Source organism: Brevundimonas sp. DC300-4 (assembly GCF_049897365.1).
GTDB lineage: Bacteria > Pseudomonadota > Alphaproteobacteria > Caulobacterales > Caulobacteraceae > Brevundimonas.
Map to the genome: position 1 here is coordinate 1 of NZ_JAFCWC010000020.1, position 19,120 is coordinate 19,120.

A 19,120-nucleotide genomic window follows, 5' to 3' on the forward strand; every position below is an offset into this window, starting at 1 on the left:
GCGTTGCCTTCAAGGGCAAGGATTTTGGTCTCATCTTCGTTCCTTCGTCACTACGACGAGACCAAAATCCTCCTCTAAACGGAACCCTCAATCTGTCTCATTGGCGCTGACGGCGGACAATCCGTTTTGGGGCAGGGCGCTGGAGCGAACCGATTTGAACGGCTTTCGCACCCTCGGAGCGGCTCTTCAGGTGTTGATCAACCACCGACCTTTTTCGACATCGCAGGATTTCCAACTGCCGAGCTTAGCAATGAACTTTCAATGCTTTATCGTGACGGTCTCCCAGTAGGGAGTTGAGTAGAATGAATATCTTCCAACGCCGTCTGGTTGGCGTCGCCATGATCGCTCGGGCGCGCCAGTGGCGGACCCGCGTGGGGTTGGGCCTCGTCATCGCCCTGGCCTTCTTCACCATGACGGGCGTGGGGTTCGCGGTCGCATGGCTGGCGATTTACGCCGGGCTCCAGTGGGTTGAGCTCCAGATCTTCAAGGCGCGCGATCGGCCCGAAGGCTGGGTCCCCGCTCGGGACTGTTGCTGGTGCGCCGTGGGCTTCATCAGTCTCAATAACCTCGTCTTCGGGGCGTTCGCCGCTCGACAGGCCTTCAACGGCTCCGAGCTGGGACTCGTCGGCGCGGCCTTGCTGATCGCGGGAGCCATCGTCAACGGCGTCATCGTCAGCGCCGGCTCGCGCCATCTGACGTGGGCGTCCATCGGTCCGCAAATCCTGTGCTTCTCCGCCCTCGCCGTGTCGACCATCACCGCAGGTCACTCCGCCCTCCTGGCGGTTCAGATCGGCGGAGCGAGCCTCCTGTTCGTATTGGCGGCAACGGCGGCGTCGTTTCAGCTCTCCGCCAAGCTCAAACAGGCCGAGGACGGACGTCAGGCGGCAGAGGCGGCCAATGTGGCCAAGAGCCACTTCCTGGCCAACATGAGCCATGAGATCCGCACCCCTCTGAACGGCGTGGTCAGTATGGCCGACCTGCTTAGCCGGTCCAACCTCGGCCCGGCCGACCGCGAGATGGTGGACATCATCCGCTCGTCGGGGGACACCCTGACCAGCCTGCTCGGCGACATCCTAGACATGGCCCGTATCGAGGCCGGCGAGGTGGCGCTGGAGGAGGCTCCCTATCACCTCGGCGACCTGCTTCGGGCCACCTGCGCCCTGTTCTCGCTCAAGGCCGCCGAGAAGAACGTGGCCCTGGTCGTCGACCTGCCCGAAGACGTCGACCGCATGGTTCTGGGAGACGCGGGACGAATACGGCAGGTGGCCAGCAACCTCATCTCGAACGCGATCAAGTTCACGTCGATCGGTCAGGTCAGCGTCAGCGCACGACTGACGCCGGGGGGGCTGGTCCGCCTCAAGGTGTCGGACACTGGCATAGGCTTCGACGCGAGCAACGGCACCGACGTCTTCGCTCGATTCCAGCAGGCGGATGGGTCGATCACGCGCCGGTTCGGAGGGACCGGGCTGGGCCTGTCGATCTCCCGGGATCTGGTCGCCCTGATGGGCGGGTCGATGGGCAGTTCGAGCATACCAGGCGTGGGGTCCGACTTCTGGGCGGACCTGCCCTTCATCGTCGCGACGGAGCATCAGACCGACAGTGTGGAGGACAAAGAGGGACTGCCCTTGGACCACACGATCCGCATCCTCGTCGCCGACGATAACGCCACGAACCTGAAGGTCGTCGGCCTCATCCTAGATCAGGCGGGCGTCGAAAGCCTGGCGGTGGAGAACGGTCTGGAAGCGGTGCATGCGTTCCGAGTGGGGACGTTCGACGCTATCCTGATGGATATGCAAATGCCTGTGATGGATGGGCTGACTGCGATTCAAGAAATCCGAAAACTCGAACGTGAACTCGGCTTGAACCGCGTGCCGATTGCCGTTCTTTCCGCCAACGCCATGGCTGACCATGTCGCAGCGGCGATGGATGCCGGGGCTGATACGCACATCGCCAAACCGATCAAACCGGCGACCTTGATCGAGGCGATCGAGCGGCTGTTGAATGGCGTCGAACCCCGAGCCCTAGGGGCGGCTTGATCTCGCCGAATGTCGAAATTCCGGGCAGCTGCCGATGTCGGCTCTCGACCCATAGGCGACGTCTGGGGCCTCCCACCGAGTGGCCCTTGATGCGGCGCACGAGGCAACAATCGCGAAGGTCAGAAAACCTGGCTGGCGAGATAATGGTGTTCAGTCTTGCTCATCAGGTCCAACAGGATGGATGTCACCTGTGCCCCCGTTCCGTTCTCGGTGACGATCCGGAAGGACTGCTGGCTCAGCGGCGTAGGATCGGGCCGAGCCATGGACCATCCCCTGAACAGCCGAGCTTGAACCTCCCATTCCCCCAGAACGGTAAGGTTCTCATGACGGTTGTCGGCCCGCACTCGTTTCATGAGCACGTCCACCTTGCCCCTCTCCCCCTCGTAAACCTGGACGAACTTTCCATCAGGTAGAGCAAGCGCACCGGAGATTCCGTCACGCATATTGTTGCGGATCGACACATTGAAGATTGCATCCAGCCCTGACACGTCATCATGGGAGATGCAGGAATCGCTCCTGTAAACCAACCGGATCAGGTTCTTTCCCAGCAACAGCGTATTCCCCGAGGTTGAAAACCCACCCCGTGGAAACGCCGCATCGTTTCAAATGATCCCGGTCGTCAGGCAAAGAGCGAACCGTCGTCGGTGCGAAAGTAACGAAAGAAGTCCGCTATCCACCCCGAACGGCGGTTCGGAAGGTCTGCTTCCGGGACAGGGCGGTGAATGTCCGGTTTCGGGCATGATGCCAATGTCGTGGTCCGACCCAAAGCGGACGTTTCGAAGGCCCGTACCGGGATGGTGCGCACGGTGACTAGGTCGCCGAAACCTGACGTGCAGTATAAACCGACCTAGACCTGCCTTCTGACCTGATCGTCGCCACGCGCTCCTCGTCCTCGAAGACATGGGCGGCGTAGCCGCTGGTGTGCTGCGCGAGCAGGCTCTCAGCCTCTGTCTTGGCGGCGTCCAGATCGTCAGCCATGAGCGGTTCCATGTGAGGAACCGACAGGATGACGGACTCGATGAAGCAGAAGTAGGTCATGACCCGAGCTCCGAGCGGCTAGAGTCCCGATTGTATAAAATGCTGACCTCACGTCAAGCGAAGCCGTTGGGGGGTGCGTTAGGTACCACTCGCCGCCCCTCCGAAGTCGGCTCGACCCTTAGCGACGGTCGGGGTCGTTTGGCGTGCAAGGAAACCGGAACCATAACGCCTTTTGTGGATCGGCGTCGAAATCGGGCTCTGACGCAGTTTTGGTGATGGGGTCACGGTGTCGAGCCTACCAGCCTGGCCTGTAGGAGATCACCGCCGCCTTCCACCTGATGATCCGTCGTAAGACTGAGGGCGACCTGCGCGCCTGGATCGAGCGTGGTCGCCCCAGCCTGGTGGCGTCCTTCGCCAACGGCATAGACCGCGATATCAACGCCGTCCGCGCGGCGATCACCTCTGGTTGGTCCAACGGCCAAGCCGAGGGTCAGATTACCAAGCTCAAGCTCGTCAAACGCCAGATGTACGGCCGCGGAAAGCTCGATCTCCTACAGGCCAGGCTGATCGGCTCGACACCATGATCCCGTCACCAAAACTGCGTCAGAGCCCGCCTTGCACGCCGATCAACAGGTCTGGTTTGCGGCGGTAGCCCCAATGTCTGTTTTGGGGCCGACAGCCAACCGCTGAGTCCGACCCCAAGGAGACATTGGCCGTCTGAGCCAACTGCAATCCCGTCTGTAGCCGTTCAGGCAGAGTCCGTGAGTTACACCACTGTCTGAGCGGCCTAAGACACTCCACTACGATTTGCTCGTGGAACATCGACGCACAATCCGGATTGTCAGACTGACACCATTGAGGAAATGGATATGGACGACGCGCGCGTGTGGACTTTTGAGGAAAGCCTTTGGACGGGGGACGCTGATCATTATCGCGAGCTCGTCGACGATGCCTGCCTGATGGTTCTGCCATCAGAACCGCACGTGCTTGGAGGTAGTGCGGCCATTGAAGCCGTATCCCATACGCCCCGCTGGACGAGCGTGGACATCACAGAAGGGCAAATCTCACGTCCCGAAGAAGGCCTGATTGTTGTGGCTTACAAGGCACACGCTGAAAAGGATGGAGCAGCGGGCTACGAGGCTTGGTGCACGTCCACATACCGGAGGCTTGAGCATGATGTGTGGCGGGTGGTTCAACATCAACAGACCCCGCCGCTTTCCGTCGGCTAGCGCAAGCTGAAGCGGCGAGATGCTACGCGGTCCGTACTAGACGAGTTGTGCCCCGCCGTGACGCGGACCGGTGACTTCGGCGACGAAGGGTCGACGTCCAGCGTGGCCCTCAGCCCTTGCCAGCGCGGGTGATCACCACGACTGAGAGGGCCAGCAGCAGGATGGCGGCGGCCTCGAACAGGATGTTCTGGGGGGCCATGTCCTTGCCCTGCAGCACTATCAGCCGCGCCAGGGCGGTGATGGCGATGAAGATCGGATAGATGAAGGGTGAGCCCCGGCCGGTGTAGAACACCGCGATCATGCCGATCACCTCCGTGTAGAGGAACATCAGCAGAATATCTGCCAGATTGATGGACTGCGCCTGCCAGACCTTGAACACTTCGGCTCCCGCCGCCGCCAGGGTCATGGCCGCGACGAGAATGAGCAGGAATCTCTCGGCCCAACGGAAGCCGCGAACCGCCAAGGCGTTGTCAGGTGAAGGCGGGTTCGGAGCCAGGGATCCGTCGCCCGTCGATCGCGGCGTCTCGTCTCCGGCACTGCCCTGTTTGCTCGCCATGAGACCGAGTTTGGCAGTATCTGCGCGCACTGTCATCAAGGGTAGCGGTCCCGTGCCGATTGGTCGCCGATCAACGTCCCACGAAAAGATCCTAACGAAATGTTCTGTCCGAAGCCGACCGTCAGCGTCACCGGGGCCTCGTCCGACGTCGGCCCGTATGACACCCGCGCCCTGATCGCCCGAGGCTTGCATGTGGTGATGGCCTGCCGGGATTTGCCCACGACCAAGACTGCGATCGTCGCGCTGGACATTGCTCCGGCGTTACACCGCGCTGAGGTGATGCCGTTGACCGCGACGGGTGCTGTCGTTCTTAATGCCCTTCGGTGCGATGTCCGCTTGCCACCCGTTTGAGACGTCCAGGACGTCCGCTTTTCGGCGGTCGCTATCCTGGCCGACGGCTAGCCCCAACACCGCCAACTCTGGCCCACGGCTTGGTGCCGCCGCACGGGCGGGGTCGACCATATCGAGCAGGGCCTCAACGCGTTCGGGGTCGGTCATCATCACGAGGTCTCAGCGGAGGGTTCCCGCTTCAACCCTCCATCAGGTGCTGTCAGTTAGGGAAGTGCCGGTGCCGTTTAGAAGAATGGGGCCGGGGCAGAAGACAGCGGCAGCGCGAAGGACCGATGCTGGGCAGAGCAGACCCTGGTCCGGTTTCAGCGGCAGGTCCGCTTTCCGCCTGACACACCGTGACCGATCTCCACCCACAGCTGTCCGTCCCGACGCACCGTTGAAGATCGCTGTGCGTTCGGCGGACCGAGACTTGCAGCTGTCCTGCAAGCGTTGAAGCTAAGCGCCGCCGACTGGCTCGTTCGGTGCAGGTTGGGGTTTAGGGCTGAGAAGCCTGTATCAGGTTGAGACGGGCGTTTAGCTCAGTTGCGCAGAGCGGCGGCCCCTTAAGCCGCAGGTCCGTGGTTCAAGTCCACGAACGCCCCCCAATCCGTCTTGCACAATCGCGGTTTGGCCCCGCCCGTCGCGGCACCTATGGCGCGGCCGCTGCATAGTAAGTCCCTGCAAGTTGCCACTGTCCCATATCAGGCCGATACGTCCATGAACCGCCCAGCCAGAACCGCACCAACCGAGAGTGGAAACCAGTCCGGGTCCAGTCCCCGGCTGGCACATGAAATCATGAGCTCCGGAGACCGGGAACTTGAGGATCTGATTTTCAGCTGGCGACGGGTGTCTGATCCGAAGCTGCGCAAAGTCGCACTCCAACTCGTCCGATCGATGGCGTCTTGACCGTGCCTATCCTGCGGGAGGTCCGATCCGCCGACTGGAAGCTTCTAAACGATCTGCACCGATGGGCCTGGTTTCCTGAGCGGAGTGAAACCGGCTGGGAATGGGTCCATCGGTTCGGCCAAGGCTATCCCGGCTGGGTCTTGGAGGACCAAGACGGAGTCTGCGGCTACCTCGGCAATATAAGGCAGGATTACACCTATCTTGGCGCCCGCCTGTTGGGTGCCACAGGCTATTCCCTGATCGTCCTACCCCGCGCCAAAGGGGGCTCCCGGCTATTGCTGCAAGCCTTCCGAAACCAACCTAGCGTTTTCGTAACGTCGATTTTCAACAGCAATGCACTAGCCGCGCCTATCTATACGCACGCAGGATTTTCGGCCTTTCCCCAAGACTGGGCTGACACCAAGATCGTTTGGCCGCTCGCGCCGATGACAATTTTATCCGAGCGGATCGTCCGCTCGCTTTACCGCCATCGCCGGCCCTCGCGAGAATTGTTCAACGGCGGGAGAGACGGGTCGCGCGGCCACAGCGCCGCTGGCGTGTCGGCACTAGATCCTTGGACGGACGCCGCCGCGATCGACCTCTTCAACGCGGAGCTTCGAGCTTCAGGGTCACTTCTTGCTGACCGCTCGGCTCGGGCTCTCCAAAACCGGTTTTCTGACCCCGATCAAACGGAGCCACCGATGCTTTACGGGTGGCGCGAGGGCGACCGACTGTCTGCCGTCGCACTCGGCCAACTCGGCAAAATGTCAGAGTATGAGGCACCCGTTCTGGACATCATTGATCTAGCCTGGCTGGCCCCTCAGGGAGCTGCTGGGGCCACGCACTTGCTGGTTCACATGAAGACCGAGGGGCGACGATCGGCGGCGTCGCGCATGCGCCTGTCACTGGTGAACAAGGACACAGCGGAAGTCGCGCTCAAGGCACCAGGCGCAATCATTCGACGCCACCACCTCCACGGGCACGCGAGCTTCGTGGCAAGCCTTGACGAAGGTCTTCCCTGGGCTCCGACTCCCTTTGATGGCGACTTCGGGTTCTGTCTGCGGCCGCCGCCGACGAAAGTTTCGGGTGAAAGGCGAAAGGAGTCTGCATCTGGACCGCCTGCCTGGAGACGAATTTCTGGCGCAGGCGCGCCGCTATCAGGTTCCCCCGATAATCACCGCTGAATCCAGGCTCACACCAGTCGATGCGTTTTCTGGGCGTCACGATGGCCGGACCCGACCTATGGTGGACATAGCCCCGCGGTGGAGAGATCGGCTAGCTTTGCTGGCGGGGGTAACGGCGATGGACCTACATCACCGAAAGTGCGGGCCAAGCGGCCGTTCGGCTTCCAAGGTTATTCTCGACCCGAACGACCGCTATCCACCCGAAAGAGACCCGAGCAACGTCCGCTTCCGGCGCGGCTCTCCAATGTCTGCTTTCCGACGTGGGGCTAATGACGGGGCACGACCCTGGCTAGAACTCCACAACGTCTGCTTGGCGAACAAACTCGGTCATTCCCTGGGTGCCTGTTTCGTGCCGCATCAACCCAAAATCATGCGCGCCAAAAGGCCTGCCGCAACCACGACCAATGCCACGATGACAACCACCGCGATAGAGCGTGGTGCAACACGGCGCGCAGGTGGGACGGCAGGCCAAAACGGGTTCTGTCGCTCAGGCTTGATCGGCATCTCTGTACCTTAGGCTGGCCAACCTTCCTAACAAGTCTCGCTGGTCAACGCTGTTCGCCCTGCCCGTTCTGCGCCCACGAAACACTCTACGTGAGAGACACCAATGGGTCACGGTTGCAGGTTTTTCGCGAACTACCCCGCCTTCACCAGTACCCCGTCCACCGGCTGAACCACGCCGTTCGACACCACCGTCTCCTCGCCCGTCAACCGCGCGGTCGCGCCGTCGGCGGCGGTCACCACCACTGCGTCGCCGTCCTTCGAGAAGGTCAACAGACCGTCGGACATGGTCCGAATCTGGACGCCGCCGCCGCCGCTGCGCTCGATGGCGGCCATGATGTCGGCGCGGGTAAGGGCACCCGGCACGATGTGGGCGCGCAACAGGGCGGCGCTCTGGGCCTTCATTGCCTCGCCCGCCAGGTCCGCGCCCGCCGTGCCCAGCGCGGCATTTGCCGGAGCGAAGACCGTATAGGGGCCCTTGCCCTCGAGAACGTCGGACAGGCCTGCGTTCTTGACCACCCCTTCCAGCGTGTCGAGGTCGCCCTCGTCGCCGATGGCGGCCGCCAGTGTCTTCGAGGACGGCGCCGGCGTCGCGCCGTCTCCACCTTCGGCCTTGTCGGCCTCGCCGCCACAGGCGGCGAGGCTAAGGACCATCAGGGGCGCGAGCGCCCAGAGTCTTTGATTGCTCATCGGTCCCTCAGGTCAAAAGCTGAATGACGGCCTGCACCAGCTGTGTGGTGGGGTCGACCTGGTACACGGAGCCGTCGTTGTACCGGTACTGGCTCTGGGCGCTGTCGGCGTACTGGTTCCGATAGGCATAGGGCACGTTGTAGACGTCGTAGCCGGCCGGCAGCCGCTGGCCGACGCTGAACTGCTGACCCGTCAACAGGGCCGCGACCTGGCCGATCGACGAGGTCTGCGGATCGACTCGATACAGCACGCCGTCGGCATACCGATACTGCGCCCCGTCGTTCAGGCCGTAGTACTGCGACAGCGACTGCGGCGGCTGCTGATAGGCGTACTGGCTGGGCCAGGTATTGCCCGGCGAAAGGATGCCGCCCAGCACGGGCAGATAGCCCAGCAGCCCGCCCTGGGGCGTGGTCCGGTAGACGTAGCCGTCGCGATACTGATAGTCGCCGTCGCCGCCCAGCGTGCGCCACAGATAGTTGTAGCGGTTGTACGGATCCTGGGCCCGTTCGATCTGACGCGCCTGTCCCGGCGGCAGACAGCCGTTGTCACGCTTGGCCAGCCCCGGCGGGCACCCGTTCATCAGCCCGCGATTGGCCTCGCGACGCAGGACGACCACGCCGTTGTCGACCGTGACCCGTTGTTCGACCTCGCGGCGGACGTCGCGTTCCATCCGGTCCTGACCGCGCGCCATATCGCGGGCGACGTCGGGGATACGGGCCTCGACCTGCCGCTCCATGCGGTCGTTGCCGCGGCCGTTATCGCCACCCCGGTTGTCGTTGCCGCCGCCCCGGTTTGCATTTCCGCCACCGTTGCCGTTGCCGCGTTCCTGCTGGGCGTTGTCGCCCCCGCCATTGCCGTTGCCCCGGCCATTACCGTTGCCATTCTGCGCCATCGCGGCACCCGAGATGGCCAGGGTCAGCGCCAGCGCGCTCGTCAGGGTGATTGATCGTTTCATTGTCAGACTCCTCGTCTGGAAGACCTAACGACCACAAACCTTCGCTGTTCCGCCGCTGCCATCGGCACCGTTGTCAAGGTATCTGAAGCGAAGGTCCGCTTGCCACCCCGAACAGCCCTTCGACGGGTCCGCTTTGGAGCGGCAACGCCAATGTCTGGTTAGAGGCCGATAGCCAACCGCTGAGTCCGACCCGTTTCGGTCTTTGAGCTGGACCCGCGTGATCGTCACATGAGGGCACTCTTCCCAAGGCCCGGCCACACAGTTTAGGGTCTTTTTCGCGCTTACCTGGTAGCCTTCGCCACATGGTCTGCCAGTATCTTCCTGGCGATCTCCGGTGCGCCTAGCATCGGCAGCGGTTGACCGAACACCTCACGCCAAAGCGCATCAAGTTCTGCATCCTCTGGTGAAAGCTCGGGCACACGACAGATACGCCCGCCGGGCAGTGCGGTTGCGCCGTTAATCACGTCCAACATCCGAGTTCCGCTCTCGGGCTTGGAGGCGATGGCAACTCTCGACCCGAAGACGACTTCTGTCGCGACCGTTATCGGCCCGTGCGGCTCGCCTTTGGAACGATGCAGGAAGGCGGAATTTCCTAACCGCCGCTAGCCAGATCCGGACCTTCCTTGCCTGTTCGCTTTGGGCCTAAACGGCATTCCGCGAAATGAAAGCGGGAGTTCCCAGACTGCCTCCACCGACGCGCGGCCCCTGCGGATCAGTAGATCCAGAACACCTCGTCGTCCTCGGTCCAGCCGACAACTATGTGGCCTCTTTCCCCGTTGTCGCCGACCCACCGATACCGGACCATCTCGCCTCCAGTGGCTGACCAGCGCTCGACCGGTGCGAAGACGTGTCCGGGCCGTACGCCCCATGACGGGGCCGTCTCGCCGCCCGAGGCGATGATCTCGGACGCCAGCAGGCTGTTAGGCAGATCGGCGTCGGCGCGCCAAAAGGCGCGGCGCAAGAGGGCGGTCCGGGCGTCCTCGGCCATCACGGGCTGGGTCAAATAGGTCGAGCCGGGGGCGAGCCCTTCGGCCATGCCGAGGGCCAGGTCCTCCAGCGGCGGCTCACCGTCCTCGTCGGTGTTGCAGACAGCCAGAACCTGGATGCCCGATCCGCCGAACGCTATCTTCTGGGAGACGAACCCGGGCACAGACCCGGAGTGGTGGTGGAGCGCCTGACCGCGACACCGCTCCAGAAAGACACCGGCTCCGTAAGGCGCGGCTCGGCCGGTGCGGAGGCTCCCGGGCTGCCAGGCCAGGGCTGCGGTCTCAGGTGACATTAGGGTCGAGGCAGCGAGGGCCCGACACCAGGGGGCCCAGTCCAGAGCGCTGAACAGGACGCCACCGTCGGCTGCGCGGCTCATCTCGTCCTCCATCTGGTCAGCCTTGGACAGTTTTTCGCCGTTCAGGGTGAAGCCCTGCGCGCGGGCGGCGATGTCGGTCGCGGTCGCGTCCGGGCGCGCGAAGGGAAGGCCGGCGGGGGCGAAGACGCACTCGCGCACATAGTCGGCATAGGTCATTCCGCTGACCGCCTCGATCAGCCAGCCGAGGACGAAATAGTTGGTGTTGGAATAGGCCCAGGCCTCGCCGGGCTCGAAGTCGCGGCCCTCTGAGACCGCATCGAAGATCATCCGGCGGCTGACCGGTTCGGACCAGTCCTCCACTTGATCCAGATAGTCGGGCAGGCCCGTCGTCTGGTGCAGCAGATTCGCGATCGGCGTCTGGGCCAGCACGGCGGGCAGACCAGTCACATGGGAGCCAAGCCGATCGTTCAGGGCGATCCGGCCCGCCTGCACAAGTTGGAGCACCGCTACACCCGTGATGAATTTGCCGTTCGATCCGATATGGAACAGTGTTTCTGGCGTAACCGGTCGGCGCGGGGAGCGTCGGGCGTCGCCCCAAGCAAAGATCCCGGCGGGCTCGCCGTGGCGGGCGGCCGCTACCACCCCGCCGACACTTCCGGAGCCGTCCACGAGCGCGCCGAGCGTCGCGGCCAGGCTTTCGGGCAAGGGCGGCGGGGATCCATCGCCCGCCGCTCCCGCCTGCGGTTCCGACGCTGCATCCTCGCCACAGCCTGCGAGGCCTATCCCCACAAGTGCCGCTCCCATCAGTCCCCGTCGGTTCAGCATGTGTTTCCCCTGCCTGCGCGGAGGAAGGAACGCCGCGTTGCTGCGACGGTCAATGCGACGAGTTCTGACGGCGTCGTGGTTTGACACGGTCGGAAGGTTGTTTTGCTAACCCCCAGCAGCTGCGAAAGCGCACCTATGCAGACCGCTCCAAAGCCCCATGGAAAGCTGAAGCTGCCTCGTTTCCGTCAACACGCATGTCTGCCTCGGGAGGCCGCTTTGCTCCTAGGAGGGATTTTGCGACGCCGAATCGACTTCGGGCACGTCCGCTATCGGGCCTGATGCCAATGTCGTGGTCCGACCCAAAGCGGACGTTGCACCCGCGTCGCGCACATGGGCTGCCCGGCATTCACGGCAAGGGGCAGAGGTTCGGATTGAGCGAGCGCTGTTCAATCGAATTTAAGGGTTTGGCCGGCAGGTGGTGCGGGGGAGGATCAGAATGATCCAGTTGCCTGACAATGAACGAGAAAAACGGCGTTTAGCGATGCTGGCGTCCTTAGGCCTGACGGGCGGCTCGCCCGATCGAAGCCTCAGTACCTTGGCGACTTTGGCTGCAGACATCTCTGATGCCTCGACGGGCTTGGTTACGCTCGCGGCTAGCGAACGCGTCTACATCTTAGGCTCGTTCGGTATGGGCGTTGATGACCTGGATCGATGGGACTCTTTCTGCACTCACGTGCTCGTCGATCCGACGCCGATCTTCTGGATCCCTGACGCGCTGAACGATGTGCGCTTCAGCGCGAGCCGCTATGTCGTCGGCCCGCCGTTCACCCGCTTCTATGCTGGCGTGCCTCTAACCGTGAACGGCTGCACGGTTGGTGCGCTGTGCGTTACAGATCCCCATCCCAAAGATTACGACGCCGCCTTGGCGCGCCGCCTTATCAGGGTTGGAGAGGCCTGCGTTGCCGAGCTGATCGAGAGACACCGGACGCAAGCAATGCGGCAAGCCTTGGCCGCGTCGGCTGACGCCCTTGTTGATTGCGACGAGTTCGGGCTGATCCTCTCGTGGTCAGCCGGCGCGGAGACGCTGTTCGGATATAATCGCGCCGAGGCGCTCGGATCGGACATCGAAATAATCATCCCGCACTCGCATCGGACCGGGCACCACGAAGGAATGAAGCGCTGGCGTTCGAGCGGCACCGCACGCCTCGGCCGGCGGCTGGAGCTCCCTGCGATCCGCAAAGACGGATCCTCGCTGGATATCGAACTCTGGATGTCGGTCTCGCATGAAAACGGCGCGCCGTGCCTCCACGCCAATATCCGGGACATCTCGCAGCGGCGGGAACAGGCTCGAAATCTGGAGGCGGCGACAGCGCGTGCGGAGGACGCTAGCCGGAGTAAGACGACCTTCCTCGCCAACATGAGCCATGAACTGCGAACACCTCTGAACGGGGTGACCGCCGCCGCTGGCCTTCTGGTCTCATCCGGTCTCTCAACCGAACAGCAGACGCTCGTCGGGATCATCAGCGGGGCAGCTGATCAGCTAAGTCGGCTCATCGATGACCTGCTGGACCTTACCCGTATTGAATCTGGCGAGTTGAAGCTCGACCCGTCGACCACAGATCTGGTTGCTCTGGTTGATCACGTCTTCCAGCTCGCTGGGTTGAGAGCGGACGAGAAGGGGATCGATCTGACGTTGGAGATGCAGTCTGGATTGGGCGGTGAGGTGGTCGCTGACCAGGCTCGGCTCAAACAGGTCCTCGGCAATCTCCTATCCAACGCGCTCAAGTTTACGTCGACGGGCGGGGTCAAGCTTCTGGTCCGCCGTAAAGGGGACCGATATCGCTTCGAAGTCCGCGACACCGGCATTGGATTCCATCCCCACCAGCGCGAGACGATCTTCGAGCGCTTTCAGCAGGCAGACCCTACGATAACCCGCCGCTTCGGCGGCACTGGGCTTGGGCTCGCGATCTGCCGCGACATCGTGGAGGCGATGGGGGGGGGCATGGACTGCGCTTCGACCCCGGGTGCCGGGTCATCCTTCTGGTTCGAGATCGAACTTCCGGCATGTTGCAGTGTGGCGTTTGCCTCCGAGGAAGAGACGGGAGTGAATGATCTGACAGGCCTTCGTGTGCTGGTGATCGACGACAATGCGACGAACAGAAACGTCGCTGGTCTGATCCTGAAGGCCGCAGGGTTGGCTCCTGAATTTGCGGAGAATGGACGAGACGCACTCGACGCAATCGCGGCCATGCCGTTCGACCTCCTGCTTATGGATATGATGATGCCCGTCATGGACGGACTAGAGGCGACACGCAGGCTACGCAGTGGCGAAGCGGGAAGCGCAATGCGCGCCGTTCCTGTCATAATGCTCAGCGCCAACTCTCTTCCTGAGCACGTCTCACAGAGCTTGGCTGCTGGCGCGACTGCACACCTCGCGAAGCCGATTACGCCGAGCTTGCTTCTGGAAAGCATCGCCTCGGCCGTAGCTGCGTCGCCGCCTCAGCGCCAAGGCCTCTGCGGTTAGCTCTCACGCCTATGCGGGGCACTGCTCATCCGCGTGGGGCAGTGCAGCTCGGCCAAGGCCGCAAGGTCGCTTCTGGGCGATCAGTTAAGCCCACCACAAATAGCGGACATTCCCGACGTCAGTTGGAGGGACGGGCGTGGGGTGCGCGCTCCAAACGCAAGAAATCTATGGTTTGCGGAATCCAAATCTCATGTCAGGTGCACGTCGCCGGAGTGACTGACCCTGTGACGGACGGCCGTGGGTGTCTCGTTCCAGGCATGAGGCCAAAGACCGCTTTCGACGGCGGGCTCAACTGATCGCTGCAACACACTCGGCGAAGGTCTCCGCTGGCGTCCGATAGAGCAAGGTCTTTCTGGGCCGTTCATTGAGCTGCCGGGCGATGGCGTTGAGCTGGGGCTGGCTGTGCAGGGACAGGTCGGTTCCGTGCGGCAGATACTGGCGCAGCAGCCGGTTGGTGTTCTCGTTCGAGCCGCGCTGCCACGGTGACCGGGGATCGCAGAAGTAGACCTCGACGTTGGCGGCCAGAGCCAGCCGCTTGTGGTCAGCCAGCTCCTTGCCTCGATCCCAGGTCAGGGACTGATAGAGTTCGCCGGGCAATTTCCTCGACTGCTTGATCAGGGCGGTGACGACGCTTTCGGTGTCCTTGTTGGCGACCTTGACCAGCATCACGTAGCGCGAGTGACGCTCGACCAGGGTGGCGACGTAGCTGTTCCGGGATCCGCCGATCAGGTCGCCTTCCCAGTGGCCGGGGACGGCGCGGTCCTCGACGCAGGCGGGTCTCTCGCTGATGGAGACGGCGTCCTTGATCTGGCCGAGGCCTTGACGCTTCAGGCTCGCATGCCGGGAACGCCGGATGGTCCGCCGGGCCCTGAGGTGGTCCAGCAGTTCCTTCTTCAGCACCCCACGGGTCTGGATGAACAGGCTGCGGTAGATGGTTTCGTGTGACACCTGATTGTGCGGCTCCCCGGGCCAGGTGCGCTTGAGCCAGCCGGCGATCTGCTCGGGCGACCAGTTCCGCCGCAGCTTGGCCGATACTGTCCGGGCCAGGGCGGGTCGGCAAGCCAGCTTGCATGGTTTTGGACGCAAGGCTCGCCCCCACGCCGCCTGATCGGAGCCTGTCGCTCGATACCGTTCCGGCCCGCCGTTGCGCAGAACCTCGCGACTGATCATCGACGGTGATCGACCCAGCAACCGGGCGATCCCACGCAGCAAGCAGCGGGTGCTGAGCCCTCGGGAGATTTCTTCCCGCTCACCGAGGCTGAGCGCCTTCGAAGCCCGCTTCCGGTCTGGAGGCCGGATGCCACCCGTCGGCGAAAGCACCGAAAACACCGACGAGGACTCCCGATCGAACCGCCGTCCGATTGAACTCATCGACTCGCCGGCCTTCCAGCGATCCCAGATTTCAGCCCGCTGGGCCGCCGAGTAATAGATCCGCCGCCGCTGCTTCATGACCCACGCTCCATCTCCGAAGAAAAGTTAGCGTGTTGCGGTCACCGGTTGAGCCCGCCACCCATTTGCGACATTAGGGACCCGAGATAAAATGCTCTCATGACTTCCCGCACGGTATCGCCCTATCCCGAGATTTTTTGCGACTTCAATGCCCGCATGACTGAGCGAGGCTACCGTGCAACTAACGGCACCGTTCGCGACCTAACTGCCTTGGGGCTCACGCTGGAAAGCGCCGTTGGCCGCAGATTTGTCTTTGTATCCGACGATGCGGATGAACACGGCAAGCCTGACGATATAATGCACGACGGCACCGTCGTTGTGGATCCCGCTTTCGGCATCCTATTGGAAGCAGATGAGACTGGCTTCTACTGGCGGTCCGAACTTCGAAGCTGAAGTCCGTTTTCCACCCGTTTCAGACGTCCGGGACGTCCGCTTTCGGGTTGCCGCTATCCCGGCCAACGGGCAACGCCGAGGCAGACGAGCGCGGCAGCAAACACCAACAGCCATCCATCGACCTTTGCGGCGTCTGGATGGACCGGCTTGCCGAGCTGCCGGCGGCGGATGCTCCAAAGGGCGAAGCTCATCCCCAGGCCGCCCGCGATGATGTCGATGTCCGGCGACCAAAGCATCCGTGTTCGTGACACCTAATTCATCCGCCGGCACCCCAAATCAGATCACTGCAAGGGTGTCTGCCGCCAACGGTCGCTGAAGCGCCTTCGCCTCATCCCACGGCGCGCGCATCCAGACGTCGCGCTCTTCCTCCGTCGTCAGGATCACCGGCATAGCCTTGCGGTGGTAGGTCTTCACCGGCTCGGCGGAATCCGTCGTCAGGAAGGCGAACAGGTCACAGGTCTCGGGGCCGGTCTTTAACTTGCGCACGCCGGACCACCGGAGAGCGTGGACCCCGGCGAAGAAGGCGAGCGGCTGCTGGTCTGAGAGCGCAAACCAGATATTCTTCCTCGTGCCCTGATAGTCTTGGTCCGGCTCGCTGAAGGCGTTGAACGGGACGAGGCAGCGGTTCGCCGGTCCGAGCCAAAGAGCCCAGTGGGCGTTCATCCTGCCGGCCGCGTTCATGGTGTTGCGGACGTTGGTCACGCCTTTGTCTGGCTCGACCTCCAGATACCGCTTGAACGCCTCATCATCGATCACCTGACCTTTGGCGCGCAGCTTGTCGACCCGCTTCCCTGTCGCCTCGATCAGCGCCTTCTTCGAGGTCGGCATGCCCCAACGGGCCATGGTCAGAATGCGCTCGCCGTCGTCGTCCAGGCGCACGATCGGGGCCTCGTAATCCGGATAGATGTCGCGCGGTTCGAGGTTGCCGACGTCGCTGAGCATCGCACGCGTCATGGCGAGGATGTCGCCTGGCCCGGATTTGGCGCGGTAGAGGTTGCACATCCCCAGAGCCTGCCATGCGCCCATGAGGCTGTTAAGTCCGTGGCACTGGCCTTGGAGGCGCTGCAAACACCGTTGAAGCGGTCAGGGTCCGCTTTGCATCGGTCGGGACAGGTGTGCGCCCTCCGCTAGGGTCTGAATCTCCGGCTGGCCTCGGGCTGTGCGGGGTCCGGCAAAGGTCGCTCTCGCTGCTCAGGGGGCAGCCTGGGCGGCACGGCGGGCGTTGTCCCGGCCCACTCCGGCGGCCACTCTGCCCTCAGTTCCATGCAACGGTTGATCGCTGGAGGCGTGCCGTGAAAGGTGATCGTTCCCTTGCAGCCGAGGCGGCGGCAGGAGGGATGGCGGTTCCATAGCGTCTCTTCGTCCCCCAGCCTGAAAGCGAACCAGTCCAGGTCTGCCGGCATCACCAGAAAGCAGGCGTTGCAGACGGACCAGACAACCCAGCCCTGCTCGATCATCTGGCCGATCGTCGCCGCGCGGCAGCGCCACCACGAGACCGGTCGGTTCTCCAGCTTGACGTAGCTCATCAGAACCAGAGGGCGAGCGCTGCAGGTGCGATCGGACCGTCGGTCTGGGATTCATTGCGGGTGTAGGACACGCGGGCGACCCGACTGCCGCAGCTACACCGAAATCGGCTGGATCGTCCCTCGACCGGCCAGAACCGCGCGGAGCCGAACAGGGGGCGTGGGTCCATCAGTACGGCGCGGCCACACTCCGGCCGGTCGCACTGGACCACCAGTCGGCGGCCGTGTTCTGGCACGACGTCTTCGCGTGCGATGCGCGGGCGATTGCCCGGAACTCGCATCGCCGAGATCGAGATGGTCAGCTTCTTCGGGGACACGCCGGAGTCGGAAGGGGCGATTGCCCGCGTCACTCAAGGCAGCCTGCCAGACAACACAGCCGGCCTTCGGGTCACGGAGATCAGATAGATGCTCAGGACACTAACTGTCGTCGCCCTCTGCGGGGCGGCTCTATCAGGCTGCGTGCAGAACTACGCTGAGCGCGAACTGACTCAAGGCGCGATGCCGGGCTCACTGGTCGTCCTGAACGCCCCACAGGGAGCCGCTATCCAGGTTGACGGCCGTCCCTACGGCGTTGTCGGCGAGGCGTCGGCACCGCTCACTCCAGGGCGACACGAGGTCGTCATTGAGGTTGGCGGCCGCCGCATTCACTCGCAATCCATCTTCGTGGCCGCCGGCGCGCGTGCAGAGGTTCGCATCCCATGATCCGTACTATCCGCCTGCCCTTGGCGATTGTTGCCGTCGCCTTGGCCACCAGCGCCTGCGCACCGACAACGCTTTTCGAGTGGGGCGACTACGAGCCTGCGCTCTACGCCTACGCGCAGAACCCTGAGAGGCGAGACGGTTATCAAGAGGCGCTGGAGAAGGCGATCCAACGGGGCCGCGACCGCAATGCAGTCGCGCCGGGTCTGCTCGCTGAGCTTGGCTATCTCCACATGGAAGCAGGGGAGAAGGCCGAGGCGATTGCGCTTTTTGAAGAGGAGCGCACGCGCTTCCCTGAATCCGCTGTCCTAATGAACCGGGTGATTGCCGGACTAAACGGGGGCGCATCCGCCTCGGGAGGCAACTAATGCTGGTTTCTCGATACGCAGCGGCGACTGCAGCAATCTGTGGCGCGATGATGCTCACGGCCTGCGTGACCGGGCCTGCTCCGAAAAGCTACGCAGCCATGCGCGCCGAAAACCCCCGAGGCATTCTCGTCGTGCCAGCTCTGAACTCGACGGTGAACGTCGATGCGGCCGACTATTTCGTGTCGACGATCTCGCGCCCTATCGCTGAGCGCGGGTACTATGTCTTCCCCGCGCACATGGTGAAGCGGATGCTCGATGATGAGGGGCTGTCGGACGCGGGTCTGGTTCACCAAGCCGATGCCTCCCGGTTCGCACCGCTGTTCGGTTGCAACGCCGTGATGTTCGTCGAGATTTCGCGATGGGAGTCGCAGTACCTGCTCATCACGACTTCGACGAATGTCGAGTTCCATTACACGCTGAAGAGCTGCATCACCGGGGCGACGCTGTGGTCGGACACCCAGGCGATGTCATACAGCCCCCAAGCGTCGAACTCCGGAAACCCATTGGTCGACCTCGTCGCTCAAGCGGTTATGGCGGCGATCGAAAAGGCGAAACCGAACTATATTCCGCTCACGCAGACGGCCAACTTGTTGGCAACCAGCACAGCAGGCCAAGGCCTACCTACCGTACGGGTGATCTTCCCCCGCAAAAGTGGACGGGGTTAAGCCGCTCTGCGTTCGGCCTCGGCTGGGCTGATATAGCCCAGTGACGAGTGCAGGCGACGGGGATTGTAGAAGCCCTCGATGTATCCG

19 protein-coding genes, 1 tRNA gene and 1 pseudogene are annotated in these 19,120 nt (G+C 63.1%); 10 read left to right on the top strand and 11 right to left on the bottom strand.

The genetic code is table 11. From position 1 onward, the window contains the following. Positions 1-289: hypothetical protein (locus ACP7AZ_RS16890; RefSeq protein ID WP_426039822.1), on the top strand; the 289-nt coding region annotated here is incomplete at its 5' end. A gap of 13 nt (positions 290-302) precedes the next feature. Beyond that, positions 303-2,036: a response regulator gene (locus ACP7AZ_RS16895; protein WP_426039823.1), complete on the top strand. Its 1,734-nt coding sequence runs from the start codon at positions 303-305 to the stop codon at positions 2,034-2,036. Between the two features lie 119 nt (positions 2,037-2,155). Here the strand turns inward: ACP7AZ_RS16895 and ACP7AZ_RS16900 are convergent, their stop codons facing one another. Then, the gene (locus ACP7AZ_RS16900; protein ID WP_426039824.1) at positions 2,156-2,587 is read right to left on the bottom strand and encodes a BLUF domain-containing protein; all 432 of its coding nucleotides are present in this window, start codon (positions 2,585-2,587) and stop codon (positions 2,156-2,158) included. Between the two features lie 259 nt (positions 2,588-2,846). Beyond that, the gene (locus tag ACP7AZ_RS16905) at positions 2,847-3,074 is read right to left on the bottom strand and encodes a hypothetical protein (protein WP_425990475.1); all 228 of its coding nucleotides are present in this window, start codon (positions 3,072-3,074) and stop codon (positions 2,847-2,849) included. A gap of 254 nt (positions 3,075-3,328) precedes the next feature. On the opposite strand from ACP7AZ_RS16905, the pseudogene ACP7AZ_RS16910 reads away from it, so the two are divergent. After that, positions 3,329-3,598, top strand: a pseudogene (locus ACP7AZ_RS16910) (transposase); the annotation flags it as partial. Positions 3,599-3,883: 285 nt separating this feature from the next. Continuing rightward, a complete protein-coding gene (locus tag ACP7AZ_RS16915) occupies positions 3,884-4,243 on the top strand; it encodes a DUF4440 domain-containing protein (protein ID WP_426039825.1) in 360 nt (119 codons plus the stop codon). A gap of 109 nt (positions 4,244-4,352) precedes the next feature. Here the strand turns inward: ACP7AZ_RS16915 and ACP7AZ_RS16920 are convergent, their stop codons facing one another. Continuing rightward, complete coding sequence (locus ACP7AZ_RS16920) at positions 4,353-4,799, bottom strand: phosphate-starvation-inducible protein PsiE (protein ID WP_426039826.1); 447 nt, start codon at positions 4,797-4,799, stop codon at positions 4,353-4,355. 858 nt (positions 4,800-5,657) lie between these two features. Here ACP7AZ_RS16920 and ACP7AZ_RS16925 point away from each other — a divergent pair. Beyond that, positions 5,658-5,734: transfer RNA gene (locus ACP7AZ_RS16925), tRNA-Lys, on the top strand. A gap of 297 nt (positions 5,735-6,031) precedes the next feature. Next, entirely contained in the window at positions 6,032-7,198 is a 1,167-nt protein-coding gene (locus ACP7AZ_RS16930) for a hypothetical protein (protein ID WP_426039827.1), read from the top strand. Between the two features lie 636 nt (positions 7,199-7,834). Here ACP7AZ_RS16930 and ACP7AZ_RS16935 read toward each other — a convergent pair. The 3 genes from ACP7AZ_RS16935 to ACP7AZ_RS16945 form a co-directional block, all read right to left on the bottom strand. Continuing rightward, a complete protein-coding gene (locus tag ACP7AZ_RS16935; protein WP_426039828.1) occupies positions 7,835-8,389 on the bottom strand; it encodes a fasciclin domain-containing protein in 555 nt (184 codons plus the stop codon). Between the two features lie 7 nt (positions 8,390-8,396). Beyond that, positions 8,397-9,344, bottom strand: a complete 948-nt coding sequence (locus ACP7AZ_RS16940) for a hypothetical protein (RefSeq protein WP_426039829.1) — start codon at positions 9,342-9,344, stop codon at positions 8,397-8,399. 712 nt (positions 9,345-10,056) lie between these two features. Continuing rightward, the gene (locus ACP7AZ_RS16945) at positions 10,057-11,472 is read right to left on the bottom strand and encodes a serine hydrolase domain-containing protein (RefSeq protein ID WP_426039830.1); all 1,416 of its coding nucleotides are present in this window, start codon (positions 11,470-11,472) and stop codon (positions 10,057-10,059) included. Between the two features lie 436 nt (positions 11,473-11,908). Between ACP7AZ_RS16945 and ACP7AZ_RS16950 the strand changes: the two genes are divergently transcribed. Beyond that, a complete protein-coding gene (locus ACP7AZ_RS16950; protein WP_426039831.1) occupies positions 11,909-13,936 on the top strand; it encodes an ATP-binding protein in 2,028 nt (675 codons plus the stop codon). A 288-nt stretch (positions 13,937-14,224) separates the two neighbouring features. Here ACP7AZ_RS16950 and ACP7AZ_RS16955 read toward each other — a convergent pair whose 3' ends face one another. Then, positions 14,225-15,385: an IS30 family transposase gene (locus ACP7AZ_RS16955; protein WP_426039832.1), complete on the bottom strand. Its 1,161-nt coding sequence runs from the start codon at positions 15,383-15,385 to the stop codon at positions 14,225-14,227. 99 nt (positions 15,386-15,484) lie between these two features. On the opposite strand from ACP7AZ_RS16955, the gene ACP7AZ_RS16960 reads away from it, so the two are divergent. After that, the gene (locus ACP7AZ_RS16960; protein WP_426039833.1) at positions 15,485-15,778 is read left to right on the top strand and encodes a hypothetical protein; all 294 of its coding nucleotides are present in this window, start codon (positions 15,485-15,487) and stop codon (positions 15,776-15,778) included. Positions 15,779-15,831: 53 nt separating this feature from the next. Here the strand turns inward: ACP7AZ_RS16960 and ACP7AZ_RS16965 are convergent, their stop codons facing one another. From ACP7AZ_RS16965 to ACP7AZ_RS16980, 4 genes are all read right to left on the bottom strand, one after another. Next, entirely contained in the window at positions 15,832-16,014 is a 183-nt protein-coding gene (locus tag ACP7AZ_RS16965; protein WP_426039375.1) for a hypothetical protein, read from the bottom strand. A gap of 40 nt (positions 16,015-16,054) precedes the next feature. Continuing rightward, a complete protein-coding gene (locus tag ACP7AZ_RS16970; protein WP_426039834.1) occupies positions 16,055-16,804 on the bottom strand; it encodes an SOS response-associated peptidase family protein in 750 nt (249 codons plus the stop codon). A 101-nt stretch (positions 16,805-16,905) separates the two neighbouring features. Further along, entirely contained in the window at positions 16,906-17,304 is a 399-nt protein-coding gene (locus ACP7AZ_RS16975) for a hypothetical protein (protein WP_426039835.1), read from the bottom strand. After that, the gene (locus ACP7AZ_RS16980) at positions 17,304-17,618 is read right to left on the bottom strand and encodes a hypothetical protein (RefSeq protein WP_426039836.1); all 315 of its coding nucleotides are present in this window, start codon (positions 17,616-17,618) and stop codon (positions 17,304-17,306) included. The genes ACP7AZ_RS16975 and ACP7AZ_RS16980 overlap by 1 nt, the downstream gene beginning before the upstream one ends. Before the next feature lie 381 nt (positions 17,619-17,999). On the opposite strand from ACP7AZ_RS16980, the gene ACP7AZ_RS16985 reads away from it, so the two are divergent. Next, entirely contained in the window at positions 18,000-18,368 is a 369-nt protein-coding gene (locus ACP7AZ_RS16985) for a DUF4810 domain-containing protein (protein ID WP_426039837.1), read from the top strand. After that, entirely contained in the window at positions 18,368-19,033 is a 666-nt protein-coding gene (locus tag ACP7AZ_RS16990; protein WP_426039838.1) for a GNA1162 family protein, read from the top strand. Before ACP7AZ_RS16985 ends, ACP7AZ_RS16990 begins: the two co-directional genes overlap by 1 nt. Positions 19,034-19,120 lie beyond the last annotated feature (87 nt).